Consider the following 25,220-nt stretch of genomic DNA (forward strand, 5'->3'; position numbering starts at 1 on the left):
TCATAGTGTGAAGCGCGACGCCACGGGAAACCGTTGCCGCGCAGTCGAAGCCACCTATCTCTGAACCCAGCATGGCCGCACCAGCGGACCAACACGCCGGGATAGCGATGGCTTCGACTGCGCGACAACGAATCCCGGTATCGAACAGGTCAGAGGTGCACAGCCACTTCGTCGCCGAGATGGAAGGGTGTGGTCAGCGGAAGCCGGTCGCCACTCCAGAACCGGCCGGGGTCGAACCAGTTCGAATCCTTCGACGCGTCGACGAGACCCATGTCGGAGTAGGTGATCGCGACGACCTCTGCGCAATAGGCGGCTTCCAGTCCCACGGTCTCCTTGTGCTCCTCGTCGTGTCGCCGTGCACGCCGTTCGCGGGCCTTGCGGTCGAGGTAGGGGATGCCGCGAACCATGTCGACGCTCGTGGGGATGCGGCCCCGGAGCCAGCGGCCGGCAAGGCGCGCGGTGGTGGGGAAGGGTGTGCCGTCGAGTCGGGCGATGACCCGCAACAGGATGTCCTCTTGCTCGGCTGTCACGTCCGGGGTGAGTTGTCGAATCCAGCAGCTCTGCTCGTACCGGATCATCCACTGTTCCACCGCTTCCCGGGCGTCGTGGAGTTGGACGCCACGATGGTTGGAGCCGGTCCACACGTCGGTGAGTTTGTCGCCGAGTTCGGCGTGCCACAGCAGCGGTGGTAGGTCGTCGAGGCCGACGGTCATCGCGACATGGTTCACCGGCGAGTTGGTGAGCGTGCGGATCGCTCGGTCGGGTCCCGAATGACCGCGGAAGAGCCAGATGTCGCCGGTGCGGGTGGCGTCGAGGGCCTCGTCGAGCGAGATGCCTGCGTCTGCGCTGCGTGGGTGCACGGATGCAGGGTAATCCACGGACTATCCTCGGGCATATGCGCAACGTGTGGAAATGGCTCGGTCTGGCCGGCGCGGTCGGCGTCACGACCGGAGGTGTGTTGGTGGCGCGCGATCAGCGGCAACGCAACTCGTACTCCGCCGACGACGTGCGGGACCGCCTGCGGCAGCGGTACGAGTCGGCCAACAACGACGGGGACGATGCGACCTCCGGCAACGCCGACAACTGACGATGCACTCGCTCGACTCGCTCGACCCGCTCGTCGCCCCGGTCGATCCGGTGGTCGCCTTGACCCGGATTGCGTGGCTTCTCGAACGTACGCGGGAGAGCACCTACCGCGTCGAGGCGTTTCGCCGAGCCGCGGTGGCGGCGGCCGGGATCGACGGATTGTCTCACGCCGCCCGCACTGGCGGACTGACGAATGTGCGGGGCATCGGAAACACCACCGCAGCCGTCATCACGCAGGCGGTCAACGGTGCGGTTCCCGACTATCTCGCTTCCCTGCAGTCGGCCCACACCGAACTCACCGACGACGCCGCCGCGCTCTTCGACGCACTCCGCGGTGATCTACATGCGCATACGAACTGGAGCGACGGTGGGGCACCCCTGTCCGAAATGGCTGATGCGGCACAGGCATTCGGCCAGGACTGGTTGGCGATCACGGACCACTCACCGCGGTTGACCGTCGCCAACGGGCTCAGCGCCGAGCGGCTCGAGCAACAGATCGCCGACATCGACACGATCAACACCACACGATCGGACGGCCTGCGCATCCTCAGCGGAATCGAAGTCGACATCCTTGACGACGGTTCCCTCGACCAGTCGGAGGAACTGCTGGCTCGGCTCGACATCGTCACCGCGTCGGTGCACTCCAAACTCAAGATGGACGCAGCGCCGATGACCGCGCGGATGACGGCGGCCGTCAGCAATCCGCGAGTCAACGTCTTGGGTCATTGCACTGGGCGACGCGTACTCGGCGGCCGCGGTCGGCGTGCGCCGTCGGAGTTCGACGCCCGGCAGGTGTTCGAGGCCTGCGCCGAGCACGGGACCGCGGTGGAGATCAACTCGCGTCCGGAGCGGGTCGACCCGCCCGACGAGCTGATCGAACTGGCCCGTGACATCGGGTGCCTGTTCGCCATCGACTCCGATGCGCACGCGCCCGGTCAACTCGAGTTCAAGGCGTTCGGCGCACAACGGGCCGAACAGTTCGGAATCGCGGCCAACCGGATCGTGACGACCTGGACAGCCGACGCCGTCATCGAGTGGGCAGCGTCGAGTTAGTTGCAGTCCCCGGCCTCACGGGTTGGTGAACTCGGCCAGGAACTCGGTGAGCATCGTCGCGGTCACCGGCCGTGGGAGCGCCTGAACCGCCGCGATGATGGCGGCCATGTCCAATTCGCCGTCGGGATCGTGCGGATCGATGCCGGCCCCGATCAGCGCCTGCTGCACGGCGGCGCTGGGCAGCCCGACGACATCGTCGACGCTCACCGCGCCGCTGTCGAAAGCGTGCGCGAGATCGGCCAGTGCGGGTGGGGGACTGGCGGCGCGCAGTCCGCGAACGTCGTCGGCGGCGTTGCGGCATGCGAGAACGAGTTCGTCTGCGACAGTTGCGGTCACGGGTGTGATCGTGAGGTGCGTGGTGGGCGGAAGCGACGAGCCGTCGGGCTGGGTGAAGCCCGGCTGCATCTGCAAGGTGAAGCCGCGCCGGTCGACTGCGGTCGCCCATCGATGGGGGTCCACGGGGTGTTCAGAATCGGGATCGGCCGCGACCGCGAACACCGGCCCCACGGGCGACGCGACCACGCGCAGGCCGTCGATCTCGTCGATCACCGTCCGAAGCCGGTCGGCGACCAGACGGGTGGTGGCCACAAGCGACGCGAACCCATTGACACCGAGGTGGCCGGTGATGGCCCACGACGACGCCACACCGGACGCCGAGCGGGAGCCGAGCAGAGTCGGATTCACCACCGGGTAGCCCGGCCAGTCGGTCGTCGCGAAGTACTGCGCCCGGTGGCGGTCTCGATCCGAATGGAGAAGAAGCGACGCACCTTTCGGGGTGTAGCCGTATTTGTGGAGGTCGGCCGACAGGCTCGTCACACCGGGTACTCGGAAGTCCCAGGGCTCGGTGTCCGAACCCCACCACGGCAGTGCGAAGCCGCCCAGGCAGGCATCGACATGCAGTGCGATACCGCGATCGAGCGCGACTCGACCGAAAGCGGCGGTCGGGTCGAGGGCGCCCGTCGGATAGTTCGGGGCCGACGCCACGAGGAGAAAGGTGTCCTCGCACACCGCTGCGGCCACGGATTCCGGTGTCGGTGTGGTGGTTTCGGGGTCGACGCTGAGGCGGATGGCCCGAACCCCGAGTAGTTTGGCTGCCTTGAGGAAGGCCGCATGTGCGGTGGTGGGGACCACCATCGACCCGGCGCCGGGCGCTACACCCGCATGATCGCGGGCCGCCTTGACCGCGAGAATGCAGCTCTCGGTACCGCCCGACGTGAGCGTGCCCACCGCATCCGGGGCGTGGAACACCGTGCGTCCGAACGAGATCAGGTCCCGCTCCATCGCTGCGACCGAGGTGAAGACGGTGGGATCGAGACCGTTGACCGGCTGCACTCGCGCGATGGCCGCGGCCGCCAGAGCGTCGAGCTCCGCGCGGCCCGAGTCGTACACGTAGGAGAGAACTCGACCGCCGTGGGTCGGGGCGTCGGCCGCACGCAGGGCATCGAGCCTCCGGAGGATCTCCTCGGCGGGCAGACCAGGTTGCTCGTCGCGCGTCATGCCTGTTCCCGATCGGTTCTCAGCCCGCGCATCAGCAGGAATGTCGAGGCGACCAGGATGGCCGGCACCACGGTGAATCCGACTACTACCCCGACGAGTGCGGTGTCGGGCTGATCGGGTGTCTCGTCACCGGATGACGACGCAAAGCCGGTCAGCCCCAGGATGATCAGATACACGGCCGGTCCCAGCGCGAGACCGACTGTTTCACAGGCCGTCCAGAGACCCGAGAGCGCGCCGCCACGATCGGTGCCGACGCGTTCGGTGTGTTCGTCGATCACGTCGGGGAGCATCGCCAGCGGAAACGTCTGCATGCCTGCATACCCGACACCAGCGACGCCGACGGCAACAAACACCCACCACCCGGGGCTCCACACAGCGACCACCGCTCCCGCCGCGCCGAGGACGAACAGTGCCGAGGCCGCCGCCAGCCCGGTTTCCTTGCCGCGGTGGCGACCGAACCGATACCACAGCGGCATCACCACGATCGCCGGTGCGACGAGTGCGACGAAGAACAGTGTGAGCATTCCCGAGTCGTCGAAGGTGTAGGTCGCCACGTACTGGGCGCCTGCCAGCATCACTGCGCTGGCCAAGGCCTGAACCACGTAGACCGCGAGCAGATTCCGAAACCGTGGGGTCAGGGTCAGGGCGGCGATGGCGTCGCGATAGCCGCTCACGGATTCCGGGTCCGACGTCGGCGGTGGAGCATCTGCTCGGCGGGCGGCGCCGAATGAGGCGATGAGCATGCCGCCGGTGATGACGACCGCAGCGGCCACCGCCATCGCCACGTATCCGGCGAAACCGCCGACGACGTCGCGAATCGCCGGGCCGCCGGCACCGACCACCAGGATGGTGATGGCGAGCACCACGATGCGCGTGGCGACAAGGCGCGTGCGCTCGTGGTAGTCGGCGGTGAGTTCGGTGGGCAGCGCGACGTATGGAACCTGAAAGAGGCTGTAGGCCACTGCGCTACAGGCGAAGAAGAAGAGAACCCACGTCGCAGCGGCGGCCACCGGCCAACCGGTCGGCGTCGAGAACGTGAGGACGAACAGCGGCGCGATTGCGAGGGCGCCGACCACCATCCCGGTGGCACGACCACCGGTCCGGGCCAGGGCGCGGTCGCTGCGCGAACCGATGATCGGGTTGATGACGACGTCGATGATCTTGGGGATCAGCACCACCACCGACGCAAGCACGGCGGGAACCGCCAGGGTGTCGGTGAGGTAGTAGGCGAGGACCAGACCCGGCAGAACACCGAAGCCGCCGGTGCCGACGCTGCCGGCCGCGTACGACGCGACCACCGACCGGGTCAGGCGACGATCAGTCGTCACGGTCATCGATAGCTCTCCACACGCTCCCACATCCGTACGTAGGCTTCGGCGGCCCGGAACAGATCCGCCACCAACATCCGACCGTCCGGCCCGGCCTGGACCCGTAGGCTTTCGATCCAATCAGGCAGGAGTCCGTAGTGTGCGGTTCCGTCGCGATTGACGTCGAACACGCGAACTCCGGACACCTGCCGATGGATCCGGGTGGTGCCGTCGGCAGCGGTGAACGGGTAGCGGACGGGGTTGTATTTCGCCGACGGGCGGGGGTGCGCCTGTTTGCCCAACCCGCCCATGTTAGGGCCGAAGCCGACGCCGAAGAAGAACCGCGGATCGCGTTGGGCCCGGAGGGTTCGCCACGCCGAGATGAAGTCCGGCGGCATGTCGCCGTGTCTGCCCACTTCGCCGGGATCTGCCTGCGCCGGTGTGGCGAACAGGCCGACGATGCCGCCGTCGGTGAGGATGCGTCGGTAGTTGGTCTTGTCGGTCCAGGTGTGTGACGACACGACCCCGGGGTAGTGCCTGCTGCCCACGATGTCGAGCACTCGCGTCGCGGACTTGACGCTGAGGTGGTCGACGTCGATCACCATGCGGCGGGCCACAATTGCGCGGACCGTGTACTCACCCAGCATCGTCAGACCGTGCACGTTGCACACGTCGCTCGGGTACCCGACCACCGGATTGTCGTGCTGATGCGTCCGGCACCGTTCGACGGTCCAGGGGTGACCGGTTGCCAGTTCCTGTCCGGCGTTCACCGCGACGCCGGTCGCGCCCTGGTCGAATCGTGTTCCGCCGAGTGCGTTGTCGAACTTGTGGGTCAGGATCACCTGTCGAATACCCATGCCGCGGAGTTCGTCGAGACCACGATCGATGGCGGCGCGGTCACACTGCGGCCGGCCGGCGATCGAGCGGCAGCCGAACGGTTCGGACACCTCGATGCCCAGCGTCACCGCCAGCTTGCCCGCCGCGATGACCCGGCGGGCATCGGCGGCGGTCGAGACGATGCGCAGGAAGCCACGTCCCCGTCCACCGGCCTGCGCGTCGATATAGTCCTGCAACCCGAGGAGCATGCGGTGCTGGATGCGGATCGAGGCCATCTCGTCGCAGGGTTGGTCGCGTAGCGGATAGTTCTCGCACAGCACCCGGTTCTGGACGTAGTAGTTCTGAATCATGCGCAGCCCCGACCGCCAGGCCCGCTCGATCCAGCGGTAGTAGGTCTGCTCGTGGGTCAGGGAATCCCAGCGCGGCCAGTCGCGGAATGTCGGCCAGCCGACCACGTCGTGCGGGCCCGGCCGGGACAGCACGTGCTCGGAGACGGCGAGCACTCCACCCGGACCGTGGTCGGGGCAGTCGCGCAGGGCGACGGTCACCCCGAGCGGGTTGTATGGAGCGCCTCAGTGCAGTTCACCACCGAGGAACTGTTCGGCCATCAGGTGCGCATGCGAGTCCACAAACCCACGCAGGTTCCCGTCGCGGCCGGCGCCGGTGAAGGGTGCACCGTCGACACCGAGCTCGGCGTCAGGGAATGGGCGGCACCCGGTGGCCGCGCGGACCCGAACAGACGGAAAGGAGGTGGTTGACGTGACCGAACGCACCGCGAACCCGGACGTCGACGATGTCACCGACCAGATCGCACGAGTTGTGGGTGTGGCTTGCAGTGTTGCCGAATGCGTGCCGTCGGCGGTGAGAACGCGCCCGTCGCGTCCGTAGAACAGGAACTGGCCGAGCGCAGCCGCACGGACGGTGAACGGGCTCGCCATCGCACCGAGACGCGTGCCGTCGGACAGGGTCAGCGTCACACATCGGCCGGCGAGTGCGTCGACCTGCGACGCGGTGCCGGGGGCAGCGGAGGCAGGCGGCAGCGTCACCCCGGACAGGAAAGTGACGAGAGCCGACACGACGATCAGCGGCGCGACGAGCACCATCGAACCGGCCGATCCCCGAACCCCCACCTGCATTGGGCGTAGGTTGCCAGAACTTCCCGGTTGGCGCCGGGTTTTGCCCACGCTGGGCGAGAGTCCCGCGGGTCGATCTCGTCGCAGGTGGCGCGCATCGCACATCCTGAGGACACTGGTGTCAGCAGCTCCCGAGCACGACAGGCAGGAACACACATGGCGGACAGCAACGGCCCCTCCGGTGGGTCTTTCAACTTCGGCCCGGAGGACTTCGACCGCTTCGCGCGGGAGGCCTCGGAAGGTTTGCGTGACGTCTTCGGCAAGCTGTTCGAGGGACAGTCGAGCCCGAGTGCGTGGTCGGCGTTCTTCGATCAGGGTGGCACCCGCACCCGGCGCCGCGCCGAGCCCGAGACGACCGCCGACGCCGGTTCCGGCGTGTGGGCGGTATTTGTGGTCGACGCCGACGGCGGCGCCCGGGTCGAGCAGGTCTTCTCCACCGAACTCGACGCCCTGCGGGCCAACCAGGCCAACACCGACCCGAGTCGGCGCGTCCGATTCCTGCCCTACGGCATCGCCGTCAGTGCGCTCGATGTCCAGGTCACATCCGAGACCCAGAGCGATTCTCCCGAGCAGAACAAGTCAGACGACGGCGTCGCCTGACTTCGCCCATGGCGGAGGCCGAACGGCCGTAGGATGACTCCCGCCCTCAGTCATCGGTCGGGAGGTCTCGAGTGTCGGATGCACCGTTCGGCGGGTTGTCGCGTCGTGACTTTCTCACGCGGGTCTCGGCGGTCGGTGGCGGTGCGCTGCTGACGTCGTGGGCTGCGCCGATCATCGACAAGGCCTATGCGTCGGCAGACCCGGCGGGCACCGGTTCGTTGTCCGATATCGAACACATCGTCCTGTTCATGCAGGAGAACCGGTCGTTCGATCACTACTTCGGAACCTACTCCGGGGTGCGTGGGTTCGGCGAGGCGTCGCCGGCATGGAAGCAGCACGGCTGGGCTCCCGGCGTCGGCCCGACCCGACGTGGTTACACGCTGCCGTTCCGCCTCGACACCCGCTACGACGCCAATCTCGACGGCGAATGCATCAACGATCCCGATCACTCGTGGGCCGGTTTGCACGCCGCGTGGAACAACGGACGCAACGACGGCTGGTTGCCGATGTCGATCAAGTCCGTTGGCCCGGCGAATGCGCCCGCACTCATGGGTTACTACGAGCGCGCCGACATTCCTGTGCATCGGACGCTGGCCGAGGCGTTCACGTTGTGCGACAACTACCATTGCTCGGTGTTCGGGCCCACCGACCCGAACCGGCTGTACTGGATGAGCGCGAGCATCGACCCAGATGGCTCGCACGGAGGCCCGCTGCTCGAGACACCCACGCTCATACCGAAATTCGTGTACTCGTGGCGAACCATGCCGGAGAACCTGCGAGACGCCGGGGTCAGCTGGAAGATCTACAACAACCGCGACATCGGGCCCGTGTCGTCGGTGTTGCTCGACGGCATGATGGGGTGCTTCACCCAGGCCCGCGATCCTCGCTCGGAACTGGCGCGCCGCGGCATCGACCCGATCTACCCGCAGGGTTTCGCCGCGGACGTGAAGGCCAACCGGCTGCCGAAGGTGTCGTGGGTCATCCCGTCGGCCATCACCTGCGAACATCCCGCACTGCCGGCCGCCTTGGGGGCGGTCGGCATCGTCCAACTGCTGGACATCCTCACGTCGAACCCCGCGGTGTGGGAGAAGACGGCAGTGATCATCAGCTACGACGAGAACGGTGGCTTCTTCGATCACGTGACCCCGCCGACCCCGCCGCCCGGTACGCCGGGTGAGTACGTGAGTGTGCCGGACATCCACAAGGTCAAGGCGTCCAAGGGGATTCGTGGTCCGATCGGCCTGGGCTATCGCGTACCGTGCTTTGTCATCTCGCCCTACAGCCGTGGTGGGCTGGTGGCGTCGGAGACCTTCGACCACACCTCCCAGCTGCGATTGATCGAGAAGCGGTTCGGGGTGGACGTCCCGAATCTGACGCCCTGGCGCCGAAGTGTGGTGGGGGACATGTCGTCGACCTTCGACTTCGCTCGGCGGCCCAACGCCGCGCGGCCGAGATTCGGGGACCCGGTTCCCGCGGCGAAGAACTCGCTACTGGTATGCGGGCCGAATGTGGCCACCGGCACGCTCGGTCGGGGTACCCCGTATCCGGTTCCGCCCAACAGGATGCCGCGACAGCAACCAGGGAAGCGCCGGTCGCCGAGCGGTTGATCTGGTCTATTGGGCGGATCGCAATGCGGCCCTGCGCTTCTCGGCTTCGCTGTAGCGACGCTGCTGCACTTCGGTGCGGGGCACCAGTTGGGGAACCGGGTGGGGTTTGCCGTCGTCGTCGGTGGCGACCATCGTGAAGTAGCAGCTGTTGGTGTGGCGTCGGACCCCGGTGTGGATGTTCTCGGTCTCCACCCGGATGCCCACCTCCATCGAGGTACGGCCGGTGTAGTTGATCGACGCGGACAAGATGAGCAGTTCACCGACGCGGATCGGCTCGCGGAAGATCACCCGATCCACCGACAGCGTGACGGCGTAGCGGCGGGAGTAGCGGCTGGCGCAGGCATAGGCGACCTGGTCGAGAAGTTTGAGGAGTGTGCCGCCGTGGACGTTGCCGGTGAAGTTCGCCATGTCGGGCGTCATCAGTAGCGACATCGACAGCGTGACTCGCTCTGCTTCCGTGGACGGGACTTCGATGTCCTCGGCTGTAGCGTCCATGGGTTGGTGCCTCTCGGTCGGCGATCACTGCGCAACGTCAATCACAGCACTCGCAGCCGCCGGGCGCACAGCAACCAGCGTCATCGTCGTCACTGTTGTCATCATCGTCGGTGAGCGCACGTGTCGGCGTGCAGCACGCGTCTCCCTTCCACGCGTTGACGCCTTCGCGGATCGCGATCGCGGCGATCACCAGAGCCGCGAGGGGGTCGGCCCACGACCAGCCCCACAACCAATTGACCAGCAACCCGACCAGCAGCACAGCCGACAGATACGTGCACAGCAGAGTCTGCTTCGAATCGGCCACCGCGGTCAGCGATCCGAGTTCGCGGCCGGCTCGTCGTTGCGCCCACGACAGCACCGGCATGATCACCAAACTCGCGCAAGCGAGCGCGATCCCGACGATCGAGTGTCGCGCTTCCTCGCCGATGCCGAGCAGCGATCGCAGCGATTCGACGCTGACGTAGGCGGCCAATGCGAAGAACGAGAAAGCGATGATGCGCAACGCGACCCGTTCGCGTGCCTCTGGGTCGCGCCCGGCGAACTGCCAGGCGACCGCGGCCGCCGAGGACACCTCGATCACCGAGTCCAAGCCGAATCCGATGAGCGCCGTCGAGGACACGCGTGCACCTTCGGTGAGTGCGATCGTCGCCTCGAGGACGTTGTAGGTGATGGTGGCGGCGACGAAGAGCTGAATTCGGCGTTGCAGAAGCTTCTTTCGCGCCGCGTCGGGCTTGGTTGCGACGGTCGGGGCCAGGGGTTCGAGGTCCATCAGCAACAACACTTCTCGTCGGCGTCGGGACAGCAGGTGGGGTCGACGGCGAGTACGAGGCCGAGCAGGTCGCCGAGCGCCTGGCCGATCCGCGGATCGGCGAGTTCGTAGCGGGTTCGTCGGCCTTCCGGAATCGCGACCACCAGACCGCACCCACGCAGGCAGGCAAGGTGATTCGACAGGGTCTGGCGTGAGACCCCGATCGCGTCGGCGAGGTCGGCGGGGTATCCGGGAGCAGTACGAAGACGGAGCAACACCTGGGCCCGGGTTTCGTCGGACAGTGCGTACCCGAAGCGGGCCAGTGCGGCGGTGTGGACGAGCGCGTGGGTCTCCATGGAGATAACGATACATCGTTTTCTGTATTCAGAAAACGATGAATAAAGCGGGAATGCCCGCGGCAACTGAGGTGGCGGACCGTGGTGCGTCGCGTCGACGAACGTCGCACCTTCCGGTGTGACAAGCTCCGAGAATGACAACGACGGCCGTGCTCGCCGAAGCCTCCGCCGAAACCGCGACCATCGAATCGTTGTTCTGGATCAGCCTGGTCGCCGTCTTCACGCCGATCATTGCCCGGGCCGCGCGCGGGTACGTACCCGACGCGGTGCTGTTGTTGCTGGCTGGCATGGTGATCGGACCGAATCTGCTGGGCTGGGCGTCGGTCGACGGGCTCACGGTGCTCAACGAACTCGGGTTGGGCATGCTGTTTCTGCTGGCAGGTTTCGAACTGGACCCGAAGTTGCTCGGTGGGCGTCCTGGTCGCGTTGCGCGAGTGACCTGGTTGGTGAGTCTCGGGTTCGCGGTCGGCTTTGTCGCGCTCGTCGTGCCGGACGCGGGTTTCACCACGTTCGTGGCGGTGGGCATCGCCATGACGTCCACCGCACTCGGCACCCTGCTGCCCATCATCAAGCAGCTCGGGCTGCTCGACAAACCAGTGGGGCGCGCGGTCATGGCCAACGGGGCGGTCGGCGAGTTGGGGCCCATTCTGGCGATGTCTCTTCTGCTGACGAGCCGCAATGTCGGTGCTGCCGTGGTGGTCCTGATTCTGTTCGCCGTCGCCGCGCTGGTGATCGCGTACGTTCCGGCGCATGTGATTCGACGGGTGCCGTTCCTGGGTGAATCTCTGCGAGTGATGAGTTCGGGTACGATTCAGCTTCCGATCCGGGTGGTCCTGTTGCTGCTCGTCGGATTGATGACGGTAGCCGCGGTCTTCGACCTCGACGTGGTGCTCGGAGCCTTCGCCGCCGGCATGATTCTGCGTCGGCTGCTCGGTGACTCACGAGCCGCTTTGGAGGGGTCCCTCGACGTGATCGGGTTCGGCGTGTTCATCCCGATCTTCTTCGTCATCTCCGGCATGGCGATCGACATCCATGCTGTGCTGTCGGCGCCCGGGACGTGGGCCGGATTCGTCCTCGCCATCGCCGTGGCGCGTGGGCTTCCAGTGTGGTTCAGCGAGCGATTCGTCATCCACGGCGCCAACCTTCCGTCGGTACGCGAGCGTGCACAGTTGGCGCTCTATGCGGCAACCGGACTGCCGATCATCGTTGCGGTCACGCAGGTCGCGGTGGGCGCAGACTTGCTGAGCACCGAACTGGCGTCGGCGATGGTCGCGGCCGGCGCCACCACCGTGCTCGTCTTCCCGCTGATTGCCCGACTGGTCGGTGACGGCGCACCGCGGACGGACTGAACACTCATCGCGGTTGAGAGTGCGGCTCGGTACGGATGACACCGCTGACGGCCTGCGGCTGGATAATCCAACCGACGACTCGCCCTGGTGTCACCCATGCGGCCTGCTCACCACCACACTCTCCGAGTCGGCGACCCACCCGCCGACGTCGTCGGCGATCGTGGAGGCGGGAAGAGTGCGGCCTCATCGCAGAAACCGCATTGGTCGCCAGAAACCGCTGATGTGGCCAGAAACCGCTGGTGCGCCTCGGGCTTCTGAACAGACACGCGGTTTCTGAAACCACGACTCGCCGACGACGCGCGTGGGAGGTCGGCGAAGCCGCCGTCGCGGTCAACCCTCACCGAGGTCCACCTCGAGCGCAGACCTCGGACTCCGAACATCGTCGTCGAGCACAGAAAGCGCTCTTTGCCGCCAAGAAACTAGGGGAAGAAAACTCGTCCCCTACTCTTGGAGTCCTCCCCTAGGAATTTCTAGGGGACGACTGTGAACCCCGGGGAAGAAGATCTTCCCCTATTTTCAGGGACAGAGCACTGCGGCGTTTGCCCAGGTCAGAGCGTCGGTCACCCAACTCTTCGGATCAGCGACCCACCGTCGGCGTTGCCGACGATCATGGAGGCGGGAAGTGTCCGCCGGAGCACACCGACGGGCCGCTTCACGGTTGTAGCAGAAGGTGCTCGATAGGCAACACCTTCTGCTTCGACGTTGGCTCGAGGGTCTCGACATCCGGCGCGCTCGATCACCCAACCGATCGCACTGCAGGCGAACCCCGCGGGAACACCCTTCCGCTGGCTAGGTGCGAGCCTCGAAAGCCCCTGGTGAGAAGACATCGTTGTCTCACCACGCCCCTTCGAAGCTCGCACCTCAGGGAGCGATAGTCAGCCCGCCGCGACCGCCGTACTCGTGTCAACGGCGCGGGCACGCAACCGATCGGTCAACCGCTCGATGACTGCGTCGACGACACCGGTGGCGCCGGGTGTCGCCGGATGCCGAACACGGACGTCGAGGCCGTCCTCGGATCGGGAGAACCAGATCTGTACGTCGTCGGCTGTCGAACAGGCCGAAATATGTTGTGCTCCAGGAAGTCTCGGACCGAGCTTGCGGTAGTCGAGGTAGGAGATCATGAAGATGTCCCCGCTCGGGAGCTGCGGTGCACACCGTTCCAGGACGATCGGCAGAGGCACGCGGGCTAGGTCGATCGCTGCGCGCAACGATGATCTGGCGCCGGCACGATCGCCCGCATCGACGAGGACCGGGGCATTCGTGACCATCCAGCCCGCGGTGTCGTGCCAGCCCGAATCTCGTTGTCCCCGAGTGTGTAGTGGGATCAGAGCGGCCAGACGTGACGGTCCACCGAGGTCGTCGATCACCGACGCCAGGTCCGCCAGTACCGTGGCAAACAGGCCCGCATCGATGGCGCCGGCGTCGTCTGCGGAGAGCACGGTGCGCACCAAGGTCCGCTGCGGAGTGTTCGCGGGGACATCACCGAGGGGCAGCGGAAAGGTGGGTACCTTGCCGCCGGTCTCGGTGAAGAAGTTGCGCCAGCCCGCTAGCCGCTCGATCGTCTCGGTGTCGTCACACCCATCAGGGGTGCGAAAGCGGTCGACGTCGGCGGCGTCGGCGACGCATCGTCCGACGAATCCGGGTGGTGCCGCCGCTTGCGCGGAAGTGTTGGTGCTCAACAGGTGTAGCCGACGCAAGATGATGTCGACGGTGAGGGCATCGGCGTGCGCGTGGTCGAAGGCGCAGAGCAGGGTGCGGCCGACGAGAGCGAAGCAGATTCCCGGACTGACCTGCGGGTGGCAGCGAGAATTGATGAGGGCGACGATGTCGGCGGTGTCGGCCTGGCCGTGAGTCACGAGCCCCGTCCGCAGGTGAGTGGGATCGAGTACGTGCTGGCGCGGCTCGGGCGTCCAGCTGAAGCGCAGACGAAGAGCTTCCTGCTCGGCCACGACCTGCCGCACCACGTCGGCGATGTGCTGCGGATTCGGCGGTGGGCCCGCACTGTCACCGAGTTCGACGGTGCCCGCGATCCACACCGGATTACTCGTGGCCGCGGCGTGCGCAGCCAAGTGATTGGCCTGGTTGAAGCTGACCGGAGAACCCACGGACGTCGGAGAATCGGTCCAGGTGAGGGTGATCTCGGTGAGCTCGCCCGACAGGTCCACCAGGTCGGCGCCGGTGACCCTCACGCGCCGATCCCCAGGGCGGGTGCCGCGCAGGCACGCGCGCTCATCGGGGAGGTGACCATGGTCGCCAATGTAGCGCGGAGAGTGTCGAAGTACCGGGTGACCGACTCCCGAGCGATCGGATTATCGGGGCATTGTGTCGCAATCCACAAACCGTCGTGGTCGCGGCTGATCCAGAGCGATGCGTTGCGCGTTCGTCCCTCGCCGGTGAACAGCACCGCATCGGCGAGTTCCCGCTGGCCCGGAAACCACCGGAAGTCGAGGTAGGAGACCATCTGCGGGCTGGCCAGCACCGCTGGATCGAGCCGTCGGGCCGCTATCAGGTGACCGAGTGCCGCGTGAGCGGGTGTTCGGGCGAGTCGCCGGGCCCGGGCCAATCCGTTGGCGGCGTCGGCGAGCACGTCGATCACTTCGGCTCCGCGGACGTCGAACGCCACCGGCGCAAAGGTGCAGTACCAGCCCTGCGACGAGGTGTGCTCGGCGCTGCGTGTGCTCAGAACCGTTGCGGTGCAATAGCTGTCCCGACCGCTGAGGTGTCGATCGGTCACCGCGAGCGCAGCGTAGACGGCTGCGGTGAATCCGGTGCCGGCGGCGCTTGCCGCATGCGCGATGGCCTCGGCGTCGTCGGCGTCGGCGAGTTGTGCGCGGCGGATTCGGACCGGTTGGGGTTCTCCGTCGTCGAGTCCGAGATCGAGCGCGAACGCAGGCAACCGCCCACCGGTCGGCCGCAGGGCCTCGACCCACTCGTCGAGTTCCGGTGAGCTGGACCCGACTCGCGTGGCCGCGGCGAATTCGGCTGCCACGTAGTCGATGTGGCTGCCGGCCACCGGTACATCACGCCCGCCGTAGCGGGCCAGGATCTCGGCGAGCCCGATCACCTGAGAACTACCGTCGCCGAAGGCATGGTCGATCCCGAAGTACAGGTCGAACGAGTCGTCGCGGACGATCGCGCCGAAGATGACCCCGGGAAAGGAATCGAACACGGCCTCGCTGCTCAACCTCATGTCGACGTGGCCGGCGATCTCGTGGTCGGCGATGTCGCGGTGGTGGGCACGCAGTGCGATGTCCTGTGCGTCCACGACGTGCCGGGTGATCTCGTTGCCGCTCGTGCGAAATGTGCTGCGCAGCCCGTGGTGATCGCGCAGAAACCCGTTGAGCGCGAGCGTCATACGTGGCTCGTCGAGCGTCCCGGCAACCGTCACCGCGGCGCACGTGTATGCGCGGTGTGTTCGGCCGCTCGCCCGTGTCGCCGCGACGGCGGTGATGTGATCTCGCTGGAGGAACGACGGTCCGACCGGATGTGGCTCTCCGGCCGCCGCGATGGTCGCCGCGGCAACGGTGTGCTCGTCGGCCACCCAGTCGATGACGTGACCGCCGCGTGGGGTCCACTCGCGACGCGCGACGATTCTCACCGGCTCTCGCCCCGGTCGGCCAGCGCCGCGATCTGCTGATGGCTCCCGACGTGCGCATCGAGAACGATCTCCGTGTCACCCTCGGCGGCAACCTCTCGCAGGACCGACGAGAATTCGGCGATGAACGCATGTACCGATGCAGCGGCGGTGTCGTTGCCCGGGAAGCGGGCGGCGAGATTGATCCCGTCGGCGGTTCGGTTGATCCACAGGTAGACCTCGTCGTCGCTGTGAACCGGGCTGCGCAGCGCCCGATCGGCGGGTGTCCAGTCGCTCGCGCCGGGCAGTGATCGTCCGTCCACATACGACACGACGAACCGGGCGCGCGGACTGATCTGCAGGAGTTCGGCGATGCGGGCGAAGGAATGACCGACGAGCCTGCGGTGGGCGCGGGTGGCCGTCGCCGTGCCCGCCAGCGCCTCGCTGAAACGCGCAACGGACGTGAGATCGTCTGCGACCGGCATCAGGCCGACGAACCATCCTGCCGCCGTGAACCATTCGGGTGCAGTGCGCGTGTGCATCGGCATCACGTAGCGGGTGACGCGGGTTCCGGACAGGCGCGCCAAAGCGACTGCGACCGCCGTCAGCACGCCTGTCGACCCGGAGCCGCCTGCTGCCTTGCAGGCCGCGCTGAACGCGTCGGCCGATTCCCGCGGCAGAATCCACAGCGAGACACTCGACTGTGCGGCCTGGGCGTGTCCGATCGCCGGCTCGGACCCCAATGGCAGCGGAAAACCTGGGAGCGCAGGTGTGTTCGGCGTCGGATCGGTGTCCTCGCCGACGGTCGGCGGAGACGTGGGGGCGCTGCGCAGGAAGAGCTCCCAGTCCCGGACGGCCGGATGATCGGTGCCCAGGGCGGTGGCGGCCTTGTACTCGTCGACGCTGTGGTCGACGTAGGAACCGCATGGCGGCAGCGCCGGAGTCTCGCCGACGAGGTGCGCACGATAGATCTCGCGAATCTCGGCGATTGCCAGCAGTTGTGTGTAGGCGTCCATGACGGCGTGATCGGCGCCGAAGATCACGGTGAAACGGTCGCCGTCAACCTGCTCCGGACCGGAGCAGACGTGTTCGACGGTGGTGAACACGATGTGGGGCCAGCTGTGCGCGCGGACCCCCGTCGCCAGGAACTCCTCGAGGTGGCGGTATACCTCGAGCGAATCGCGCACCCGTCCGTAGCGTCGCACATCGATGGCGATGGCTTCCGGCTCGAGGTGGCGTCGTGCGGTTTCGGCCGCGTCGGTCGCGACCGTGCTGCGGAAGACCTCGTGACGGGCGATCCAGGTCCGCAAGGTGGCCGCGAAGGCGCGGGGTTCGAGTGGCTGATCGATCGCGAACGCCGTGCCGATCCACGAGATGTCGTCGTCGCGTGTGTGCCGCAGGTGGGCGGCATGATTGGTCGAAAGTGGTCGATCGTCGGACGTCCAGTCGGACGCCCTGGTCGACGGTACCCATTCGGTGATGATCCCCGATGGTGTCGGGTAATCGGCAAGCTCTGTGTACTCCACTGCTGATACCTCGTCGCGCTGATGGTGATGCGGGACAGAGCGGAGCATCTCCGGTCTGCCGTCGGGGAATCTGTTGTGCGAGCGCGGAGTGTGAAGTCCCCCCCAGGACTCATGAGCTCTCCATCATTGGAGACGACAGACCCCCCGCGTCTGCGCCGGCAACGACACATTCGTTGCCGCTCATATGTTTCGGTGGTGTCCACCCCCAACCACTGGACCCCCCGTGCGACGTCATCGACGTCCGATGCTGAGCGTAAGCCTGTCGGCGTCACCGCGCCATGTGGGCTGCGCCACCCTTGAATACCCTGCGTTGTGAGCCAGTGTCGGCTGAAAAGCCATGACGTGCTGGATGTTTCGCCCCGAGCAGGTCGTTTCACATGCAAATGATGTGGCGGGACGCACAGTCGCCACGGGCGTGGCCTTGATCACTCTGTGGCACCGACGATCACTCTGTGGCACCGACGATCGCCGAGCAGGCTCGTTGCGTCGCGATCTCAGCAGGTGTCAGGAGCGCGGTGAGCCGATGTGCAGCCCGTTGTGTCGCTGGATCGAGCAGGCAGTCGAGTTGTGCCTCGCCGAGGCGCGCCAGCGGTGCGCCGGTTCCGGACCCGGCGCGGGCAAGCGCACCCGCCCAGAGCGGCTGATCGGCGCTGAGCCAGCCGATGGCCGATGGAATACCGGCCCGCGCGGTGGCGGCGGTGGTGCCCGCGCCGCCGTGATGGACGGCAGCACGACACCGGGGAAACAGGCGCTCGTGGTCGAGTCCGTGGGTCACCCTCAGCACCGAATCATGTTCGGGCAGAGGGTGTCCGGTGTGGGCGATCACCCGCCGCCCGCGACGGACAAGGGAATCGACGATGCCGCTGACGCGCTCTTCGGCGACCTGCATGCTGCCGAAACCGACGTAGACCGGTGGTTGGCCGTCCTCGGCCCACGCGACGACGCCGTCGGTTCGCGAATCATTCCCGTCGAGGAGGCGGCGGGTCCGCTCGTCGGGCAGCAGAAAGCCGGTGAACGGCCGCTGGGAGCCCCATTCGCGGGACAAGCCCGGGAACAGTGCGGCCTCGTAGACCTGTATCTCCGGACGTCCGTCGGCGCGCAAGCGACCACCTAGTGGGCCGCGTGCGGGCGGAAGTCCGAGTTCGGTGCGTAGGCGCCGGTCGTCGGTGCGGGACGTGAGCCAGTAGAGGCGGTCGACGGTGCTCCACAGTGCACGCCGCACGCAGGTGGGTGGGCGGCGATACGTCGGCGAGACCGTCGAGTTGGGCCGCACCGGACAGTAGTGGAGTGGTACGAACGCGATGCCGCGACTCTCGGCAATGGTCGCCGCGCGTTCCTGGGCGAGCAAACCGGTGACCAGGATGTCGCTCTCGTCGGCGAGGTCACCCATCACCCGCTGCGATGTGTGCGCGCCGTACGCCCCGACCTCACGGAGCGCCTTCAGGCGGGTGCGTGGATTCGGCGATCTCAATTGCTTCTTGATGATCGAACCGGCAAGGAGATCCGCCGTCGAGGGACACAATTCGCGGGTGGGAAGGCCGGTGCGAGTCGCCATGGGCATCAGGTCGTGGGCCACCGCCAACTGCACCGTGTGTCCGTGCCGGGCGAGCTCGGCGGCGACCGCGATCGCGGGCTGCACGTCTCCTCGGCTGCCGTGCAGTGCGAACGACACTCTCATGTGCCCCAGGCGCTTCCGGTCAGCGACCATCGGCCGAGCTCATCGGCGACGACCTTGCTCAGGGCCTGGTCGTCGGCCACTCGATCGGGGTCGAGTGAGGTCACACAGAGCGTGACGAGACCGCCGCTCTCCGATGCCCAGCCGCTGATCCCGCCGGCCATCGACCGCAGCACCTCGAGGTCAGGTGTGGAGGCCACCGACCGCATCGCGACCGGACCCACCGAACCCGTGCCCAACGACGCGAACCGCGGATCGAGTTCACCGAGGTTCGACGCGAGGCACAGCGGTGCCGACACATTTGCTGCCAGCCGGCGGACGGCGCGGTCGCCGAGCGCCTGGGCGACGATGCCGAGTCGGGCGGCCGGACTGGGTCCGTCGACGAGCGTGCGGAAAGCGCTCTTGCATGCCGTTCGGATGGCGCCGAGGTCGCGGTAGCGGTCGTCGTCCACGACGATCGCGGCGGTGACCCCCGTGGTGGCGTTTGCCCTTCGGTCGTTGTCGGTGCGAGTCGACATCGGCAGCGAGAGCCCGATGGCCTCGCCGGGGTGAATCCGACCGGTGCGTTCGAGTGCGCCGACCATGATCGCGACGAAGAGGGAATTGGGTGTACCTCCGGAAGCCGATGCGGCAGAACGGAATGCGTCGGATCTGATGGTGAGGATCGTGGTGGGTGCGGATACCGGCGCGTTCTCGCCGGCGGTGACCGCTGTCGTCGCAGCAGGTGTCTCGGGGTGAGAATCTCTGCGGGGCTGGGTGGTTGGTCGACGGTCGGTGACCATGGCGGCCGCCGCCCTGCCGGCGGTTCCCAACAGCGTTGCCGTGTCGCGCAGGTTGTCACGGAGGCGCGGCGGTGTGTCGGTCGCGTCGAAGGCGATGTCGGCGACGGCCTCGGTGACGGCCGTCATGACGGCACCACCATCGCCGACCACGTGGGACGCGACGAGCGACACGAACACAGCGGAACCGTTGGCGGAGCGGGCGGCGGTCAATCGCCATGACGGTCCGCGGATGGTGTCGAGGGGTGCGTCGACGCAGCGGCGAGCCCAAGATGCCTCCTCGCCGGCGGCAATCGGCCTGTCCGACAGGCTGAATCGCCCGGCCGCGGGTGTGTGCACCCAGCGGTCACGACCAGGCGTCCGGCGGCGGTGCACCAGCCTGCTCAACCGTCCACGGCGCAGACGCGCGGCGATCTCGGCGATCGCGGCGTCGGTCACGTTGCCGTCGAGGCGCCAGACGCACTGGTTGACGACCGGAAGCCGTAGCGCATGCTCCATGCGGACGAACAGATCGTCGTCGGGTGTGAGGCGCTCGGGTGTGAGCCGCTCCGCCGTCCGTGTCCGACTCGTGTCGCTCATCATGGGCCCGTCAGACCCGCCGGAGATACGCGCGGAGGGCAAGCGGTGCCGCGACGGCGATGATGGCCGTCGCGCCGAGCAGCGTCCAGCCGACATGCGCGGTGATCTCTCCGTCGTTGGCGAGCGAACGGAACGACGAGACCAGATGCGATACCGGATTGACGTCGGCGATTGCCTGCAGCCAGCCGGGCATCGTCGAGGTGGGGACAAATGCATTGGACGTGAAGGTGAGGGGCATGAGAATCAGCATCGATATACCCTGTACCGCACTAGCTTTGGACATGATCACACCCATCAGGGCAAAGATCCAGCTCATCGCGAAAGCGGCGAAGATGACCAGCACAATGCCCGCGGCGGTGCCGACGATGCTGCCCGGCCGGTAGCCCATCACCAGCCCGACCACCAGCGACATCGTGGTCGCGATGACATAGCGCAGGATGTCGGCGGTCAGCGACCCCGCCAACGGTGCCATGCGGGAGATCGGCATCGACACCAGCCGGTCGAAGACTCCGCTGTCAATGTCTTCGCGAAGTTGTACTCCGGTGACCACCGAACTCGTGATCGCCACCGACACAAGGACTCCGGGTACGAGTTCGGGCAGGTAGGCCGACACGTCACCCGCGATCGCCCCGCCGAAGATGTTGGCGAACATGATCGTGAAGACCACCGGGACGATGATCACGTCGAAGAGTTGCTGAGGCGTGTGGCGCATCCGCAGCAGCCCGCGGCGCGCGAGGGTGAGCGTGTCCCGCACGGCCTGGGCCGTCGACACTCGCTCGGCGACGAGTACCGGCCAGTCGCGGCCGCCGTCGGAATCGGGGATCGTTGTCACATCTGGCGCGATCTTCTGGGTGATCATGCGGGCACCTGCTGGTCGGTCATGGCGAAGAACACCTCGTCGAGGGTTGGGCGGCGGACGGCGAGTTCGGCGACCGCGATGTCGGCCTCGTCGAGGGCGACGACGACACGCGCGGAGAGCGCGGGATCAGGCAGAGCGGCGGTGAGACGGCCCGACTCAGGACTGGGAACCACGGCGGTGCCGACTCGCCGATGGATGATCGCGGCTGCCTCGGACATCCGAGCCGGCTCGGCGAGCGTGACTTCGAGCGAGCGTTCGCCGACACGATCCTTGAGGACGTCGACGGGCCCTTCGGCGATGACGCGCCCGGCATCCATGACCACCAACGAGTCGGAGAGTTGGTCTGCTTCGTCGAGGTACTGCGTGGTCAGCAGCACCGTGGTGCCATCGTCGACCAGCGCGCGCACCGCCGACCACACCTGTGCACGGGTACCCGGATCGAGGCCGGTCGTCGGTTCGTCGAGGAACAGCAACGCGGGCGGCGTGATCAGCGACGCGGCCAGGTCGATGCGGCGTCGCATGCCACCGGAGAACCCGGATACCGCCCGGTCGGCCGCAGCGGTGAGACCGAAACGTTCGACGAGGTCGGCGGCGCGAGCGCGTGCCGCGCGGCCGCGGATTCCGCGTAACCGGGCGAAGAGTTCCAGGTTCTCCAGCGCGGTCAGGTCCTCGTCCAGCGACGCGTACTGGCCGGTGAGCGTGATCAGCGACCGGATGGCCGGCGCCTGCGTGACCACGTCGCGGCCGAAGATCTTCGCGTGGCCGCCGTCGGGCCGGACGAGGGTGGCCAGCATGCGGACGGTCGTCGTCTTGCCGGCACCGTTGGCGCCGAGCATTCCGCACACCGAGCCGGTGGGTATGGACAGGCTGACGTCCGCCACCGCAGCGACATCGCGGAACGACTTCCGCAACGACTCCGCATGCACGGCCGTCTCCGGCAATCTGACCATCGATGTTCCTTCCCCCGCGAACGTCTGACGTCACCACCATGGCGGAGGGCACTTTCATTTCGGTTTCAACCGTCGGCGGTGCTGCCGATCATGGAGGCGCGAAAGAGTGCCGTCGTCCTACCTCCCGCACTCTTCTGAATATCTGCGAGCAGATCAGCCGATGAGCTGCGCCACCGCGCGTTCCCTCGACATGGAGGGACCGGCGGCCAGGTGCATCACCGGGAAGTCCCGGCGGTAATGGATGGCGCGCGCGGCGGCGGCGTACGGATCGTCGTCGCGCAGGCCACGGGCCTTGACGACGGCCGCCGCCGCAGCGCCGAGAGCGGGCAGGTCGGTGAGCGCCGAGTCGAGACGACGCTGTGTCAGGGCGGCCTCGAGGTCATCGGCCGCGAGCCGTGCGTGCGTGGATTGTCCGGCCGCATCGAGCAGGGCGACGGCCACCGCGTGCATGTGGACCGAGTGACCGTCGGCGGGTGGCCCCGCGATGCGCAGGGCGTCGGCGATTGCCGTGACCGCGAGGGCAGGATCGTCGTCGACGAGCAACTGCGCGCGCGTCATATGAGCAGTTGCGATGAACGGTCGCGCGGTGGTTCCGGCAGCACGCAGGCACGAGGCGAGCAGATCCTCGGCTCGACGCGGATCGACGCTCACCGATGCGCCGGCCTGGTAGATGCGCACCCGACACGCATCCTGCGCCAGCCCGATGTCGTCGAAAGTGGTTGCACTGCGCTCGAAATGAACGATGGCGGCCTCGTGGTCCCCAACCTGGCTGCAGATGCGGCCAAGTCTGCTGCGTGCGTTCGCGGCGAACCACGGGTGCATCGCAACGTCGGCTGCCACGGATGCGCGCAGGGCACACCGATGTGCGAACCTCGGTGCGGCAGCGCGTTCGGCCAATTCGGCGCGAACCAGTTCGGCCGCCGCGACCACCCCTGCGTCGGCGCTGCGCGCGGCAGTCGCCAGCGTCCGCGCCACGGTGGCCGGTCGGGCGACGAGCAGATCGCCGATGAGTCCGTCGATTCCACTCAACGGCCGCACCGACATGGCCTCGCGGAGCCGGAGCCGCGCCCGGGCCGCGTCGCGAAACTGGCCCGCAATGGTGAGATGTATTGTTGCACAGAGTAGTCCGGCGACATCGCGATCTGATTCGGCCGGCTGGCGGGCGACGGCGCGGCACAACCGCAGGGTCGCGTCGTGGCCCCCGGTGCGCATCGTCCGCCACGAAACAACAGGCAGCAGTGCTGGATCCGGGCTCGCGCTCCCGTCGAGGAGTGACAGGATGGCGTCCGACGAGTGGTCGAGCCGATCGGCCGCGTCGGCCACCCGGCCGGCGCGCAGGTCGGTCAGGGCGGCGTCGACCTGGGTGCGTGCCCAGCGGTGATGGGCGGCGACGAGGCATTCCTCGAGGTCGGGCTGCTCCCGAGTGCGCTCGCGAACGAAGTCGCGGACCGTGTCGGACAAGCGATAACAACTATGCTGCGCTCGCCTGTCGAAGTTTCCCCGTCGCTGCGCTCGCCCTTGCTGGTCCTCCGCAACCCGTAAAAGGCTGTGCGCCCGCAGGATCGCCACATTGTCCAGAGTCACCATCGGAAACGCGAGGGCGTCGGCGAGCCGGAACTCTCCCGGGAAGCGGGCGAGGGCGGCGAGTGCCAGACGCGCATCCGAGGCCAACAGTTCCCAACTGGAGGCGAGAACGTTGGTCAGTGAGCTGTGTCGCCCGCCGCCCCGGACGCTCAACACCGAAAGTGTCGATGCAAGACGATCGTTGAGATCGCCGAGCGTGAGATGTCGGAGCTGTGCAGCGGCCAACTCGAGTGCGAGGGGTGATCCGTCCAGGCGGCGGCACAACTCGTCGACTTCGTGAGCCGCGATGCTGTCCCTGCGTCCCGCCGCACGCACACGGTCTGAGAAGAGTTGTGCGGCATCAGCTTCGGATAGGGGTCCGACGTCGATGACGTGCTGGTCGACGAGGTCGAGCGGTACCCGGGTGGTGGCCAGAATCTGAAGATCATGGCGTCGCGCGAGTACCTCGGTGGCCAGCTCTGAGACAGAGTCGACGACCTGCTCGCATGCGTCGAGGACGATCACGACCCCGCGTGGTGCGCTCTGTGTCAGGAGTTGCCCGGGGCGTTGCATCGGTCCTGGCGTGCCGCCGGCGAGATCGGGAACTGTGGTCGGCCGTAGGGCGGCGGTCACCGCGGCCGTCACGTCCTCGACGCCGCGCGCCGTGGTCAGGTCCACGTAGATGTGCGGAACAGATTGCGCAGCAACGAATTCCGCAACCAGACGAGTCTTTCCGATACCGCCCTCGCCGAGTACACAGACGACGCCGGAGTCGGCGAGCGCGCGTCGCATGTCTGCCAGGATGTCGACGCGTGCGACAAAGCTGTTGCGGGGCGGCGCGGGCATCTGGGTTGCGAACCCTGGGTCGGCGGCGACGGGCGTCTGTGCGCGCAGAGCAGCCGCATGCGCTGCGACGGCTTCCGGCCCGGGGTCGGCGCCGAGTTCGTCGGCCAGGGCGGCACGCAGCCTCGCGAAGACGGTGAGCGCGCGGTTGGGATTGCCGGCCGCCACATGTGCGCGCATCTCCAACGCGGCGAGTTGCTCGTCGAGCGGCCCGCGCGCCTCACGATGCGCGGCGACCTCAGCGGCGACGCGGTTCGGCTCGGCGACGAGGCGGTGATTCCAGGATCGCTCCCGGAGAACACCGCGGCACCGGTCGGCGCGTATCGTCAGCCGGTCCCGTAGGTCGCCCGGAGGAAGTCCGGTGCCGGGTTGACCGCGCCAGAGGTCGAGGGCCCCGGTGGTATCGGCGTCCGTTCCATCGCGCGCGATGGCCTCGGCCGTGGCGAGGTCGGAGACCGGCGTCCCCTCGGTTCCGATCAAGCGATAACCGCCCGGAGTCGAGTCCACTCGTTCGGACCCGACGAGTGCGCGCAGACGCGAGATGAGCGTGTGCACCGCGCCGGTCGGTTGTTGCGGGGGAGCATCGGGCCATACGTCGGACACGATGGCCTCGATGCCGACGGGGTAGGGATGCGCAAGCACCAGTGAGGTGATCAAGGTGCGCAGACGGCGCGCGGTGACCGGGATGGCGTCGGCGTCGCCGGCGCACACCTCGGTCGGACCGAGCACCCCCACCAGCGCAGTCATCGTCACAGTGGAACACGTCTGATGTGGAGTGGCTCCTGGTCGGGAGCAAGCTCACAA

General features: G+C 67.3%; 21 protein-coding genes. 5 read left to right on the forward strand and 16 right to left on the reverse strand.

Going from position 1 to position 25,220, the window contains the following annotated elements; all coding sequences use genetic code 11:
* Positions 1–149 precede the first annotated feature (149 nt).
* On the reverse strand, positions 150–878 hold the full coding sequence (locus MKW15_RS13600) for a guanylate cyclase (RefSeq protein WP_240858994.1): 729 nt from the start codon (positions 876–878) through the stop codon (positions 150–152).
* Between the two features lie 17 nt (positions 879–895).
* On the opposite strand from MKW15_RS13600, the gene MKW15_RS13605 reads away from it, so the two are divergent.
* Both MKW15_RS13605 and MKW15_RS13610 read left to right on the forward strand, forming a co-directional pair.
* Entirely contained in the window at positions 896–1,087 is a 192-nt protein-coding gene (locus MKW15_RS13605) for a hypothetical protein (protein ID WP_240858996.1), read from the forward strand.
* A 2-nt stretch (positions 1,088–1,089) separates the two neighbouring features.
* Entirely contained in the window at positions 1,090–2,139 is a 1,050-nt protein-coding gene (locus tag MKW15_RS13610) for a PHP domain-containing protein (RefSeq protein WP_240858998.1), read from the forward strand.
* 15 nt (positions 2,140–2,154) lie between these two features.
* Here the strand turns inward: MKW15_RS13610 and MKW15_RS13615 are convergent, their stop codons facing one another.
* Genes MKW15_RS13615 through MKW15_RS24725 form a run of 4 tightly spaced genes read right to left on the reverse strand, consistent with a single transcriptional unit; the run spans position 2,155 to position 6,916 of the window.
* Positions 2,155–3,636: a pyridoxal phosphate-dependent decarboxylase family protein gene (locus tag MKW15_RS13615; RefSeq protein ID WP_240859000.1), complete on the reverse strand. Its 1,482-nt coding sequence runs from the start codon at positions 3,634–3,636 to the stop codon at positions 2,155–2,157.
* A complete protein-coding gene (locus tag MKW15_RS13620; RefSeq protein WP_240859001.1) occupies positions 3,633–4,970 on the reverse strand; it encodes an MFS transporter in 1,338 nt (445 codons plus the stop codon). The genes MKW15_RS13615 and MKW15_RS13620 overlap by 4 nt, the downstream gene beginning before the upstream one ends.
* On the reverse strand, positions 4,967–6,328 hold the full coding sequence (locus MKW15_RS13625; protein ID WP_308221051.1) for a sphingolipid ceramide N-deacylase: 1,362 nt from the start codon (positions 6,326–6,328) through the stop codon (positions 4,967–4,969). The genes MKW15_RS13620 and MKW15_RS13625 overlap by 4 nt, the downstream gene beginning before the upstream one ends.
* Before the next feature lie 24 nt (positions 6,329–6,352).
* On the reverse strand, positions 6,353–6,916 hold the full coding sequence (locus MKW15_RS24725) for a hypothetical protein (protein ID WP_308221052.1): 564 nt from the start codon (positions 6,914–6,916) through the stop codon (positions 6,353–6,355).
* Between the two features lie 153 nt (positions 6,917–7,069).
* On the opposite strand from MKW15_RS24725, the gene MKW15_RS13630 reads away from it, so the two are divergent.
* Positions 7,070–7,513 (forward strand): hypothetical protein, encoded by a 444-nt coding sequence (locus MKW15_RS13630; RefSeq protein ID WP_240859004.1) that lies wholly within the window; start codon positions 7,070–7,072, stop codon positions 7,511–7,513.
* A gap of 71 nt (positions 7,514–7,584) precedes the next feature.
* Positions 7,585–9,120: a phospholipase C gene (locus MKW15_RS13635; RefSeq protein WP_240859014.1), complete on the forward strand. Its 1,536-nt coding sequence runs from the start codon at positions 7,585–7,587 to the stop codon at positions 9,118–9,120.
* A gap of 6 nt (positions 9,121–9,126) precedes the next feature.
* Here the strand turns inward: MKW15_RS13635 and MKW15_RS13640 are convergent, their stop codons facing one another.
* Genes MKW15_RS13640 through MKW15_RS13650 form a run of 3 tightly spaced genes read right to left on the reverse strand, consistent with a single transcriptional unit; the run spans position 9,127 to position 10,719 of the window.
* Positions 9,127–9,615: an acyl-CoA thioesterase gene (locus MKW15_RS13640; protein ID WP_240859017.1), complete on the reverse strand. Its 489-nt coding sequence runs from the start codon at positions 9,613–9,615 to the stop codon at positions 9,127–9,129.
* A gap of 37 nt (positions 9,616–9,652) precedes the next feature.
* The gene (locus MKW15_RS13645; protein ID WP_240859023.1) at positions 9,653–10,384 is read right to left on the reverse strand and encodes a cation efflux transmembrane domain-containing protein; all 732 of its coding nucleotides are present in this window, start codon (positions 10,382–10,384) and stop codon (positions 9,653–9,655) included.
* On the reverse strand, positions 10,384–10,719 hold the full coding sequence (locus MKW15_RS13650) for an ArsR/SmtB family transcription factor (RefSeq protein WP_240859027.1): 336 nt from the start codon (positions 10,717–10,719) through the stop codon (positions 10,384–10,386). The genes MKW15_RS13645 and MKW15_RS13650 overlap by 1 nt, the downstream gene beginning before the upstream one ends.
* A 134-nt stretch (positions 10,720–10,853) precedes the next feature.
* Here MKW15_RS13650 and MKW15_RS13655 point away from each other — a divergent pair, with 134 nt between their 5' ends.
* Complete coding sequence (locus MKW15_RS13655) at positions 10,854–12,068, forward strand: cation:proton antiporter (RefSeq protein ID WP_240859029.1); 1,215 nt, start codon at positions 10,854–10,856, stop codon at positions 12,066–12,068.
* 875 nt (positions 12,069–12,943) lie between these two features.
* Here MKW15_RS13655 and MKW15_RS13660 read toward each other — a convergent pair.
* The 8 genes from MKW15_RS13660 to MKW15_RS13695 form a co-directional block, all read right to left on the reverse strand.
* A complete protein-coding gene (locus MKW15_RS13660; RefSeq protein ID WP_240859032.1) occupies positions 12,944–14,257 on the reverse strand; it encodes a hypothetical protein in 1,314 nt (437 codons plus the stop codon).
* On the reverse strand, positions 14,254–15,666 hold the full coding sequence (locus MKW15_RS13665) for a condensation domain-containing protein (protein WP_240859034.1): 1,413 nt from the start codon (positions 15,664–15,666) through the stop codon (positions 14,254–14,256). The genes MKW15_RS13660 and MKW15_RS13665 overlap by 4 nt, the downstream gene beginning before the upstream one ends.
* On the reverse strand, positions 15,663–17,168 hold the full coding sequence (locus MKW15_RS13670) for a condensation domain-containing protein (RefSeq protein ID WP_240859036.1): 1,506 nt from the start codon (positions 17,166–17,168) through the stop codon (positions 15,663–15,665). Before MKW15_RS13670 ends, MKW15_RS13665 begins: the two co-directional genes overlap by 4 nt.
* Before the next feature lie 445 nt (positions 17,169–17,613).
* Positions 17,614–18,846 carry a nucleotide disphospho-sugar-binding domain-containing protein gene (locus MKW15_RS13675; RefSeq protein WP_240859038.1) on the reverse strand — a complete coding sequence of 411 codons (1,233 nt, stop codon included), beginning with the start codon at positions 18,844–18,846 and terminating at the stop codon, positions 17,614–17,616.
* Positions 18,843–20,201: a hypothetical protein gene (locus MKW15_RS13680; RefSeq protein ID WP_240859039.1), complete on the reverse strand. Its 1,359-nt coding sequence runs from the start codon at positions 20,199–20,201 to the stop codon at positions 18,843–18,845. The genes MKW15_RS13675 and MKW15_RS13680 overlap by 4 nt, the downstream gene beginning before the upstream one ends.
* Positions 20,202–20,211: 10 nt before the next feature.
* Positions 20,212–21,033 (reverse strand): ABC transporter permease, encoded by an 822-nt coding sequence (locus MKW15_RS13685; protein ID WP_374247169.1) that lies wholly within the window; start codon positions 21,031–21,033, stop codon positions 20,212–20,214.
* A 23-nt stretch (positions 21,034–21,056) separates the two neighbouring features.
* On the reverse strand, positions 21,057–22,010 hold the full coding sequence (locus MKW15_RS13690) for an ATP-binding cassette domain-containing protein (RefSeq protein WP_240859046.1): 954 nt from the start codon (positions 22,008–22,010) through the stop codon (positions 21,057–21,059).
* Positions 22,011–22,163: 153 nt separating this feature from the next.
* Positions 22,164–25,163 carry an AfsR/SARP family transcriptional regulator gene (locus MKW15_RS13695; protein ID WP_240859048.1) on the reverse strand — a complete coding sequence of 1,000 codons (3,000 nt, stop codon included), beginning with the start codon at positions 25,161–25,163 and terminating at the stop codon, positions 22,164–22,166.
* Positions 25,164–25,220: the final 57 nt, after the last annotated feature.

The sequence above is a fragment of the Gordonia gummivorans genome (genome assembly GCF_022513585.1).
GTDB lineage: Bacteria > Actinomycetota > Actinomycetes > Mycobacteriales > Mycobacteriaceae > Gordonia.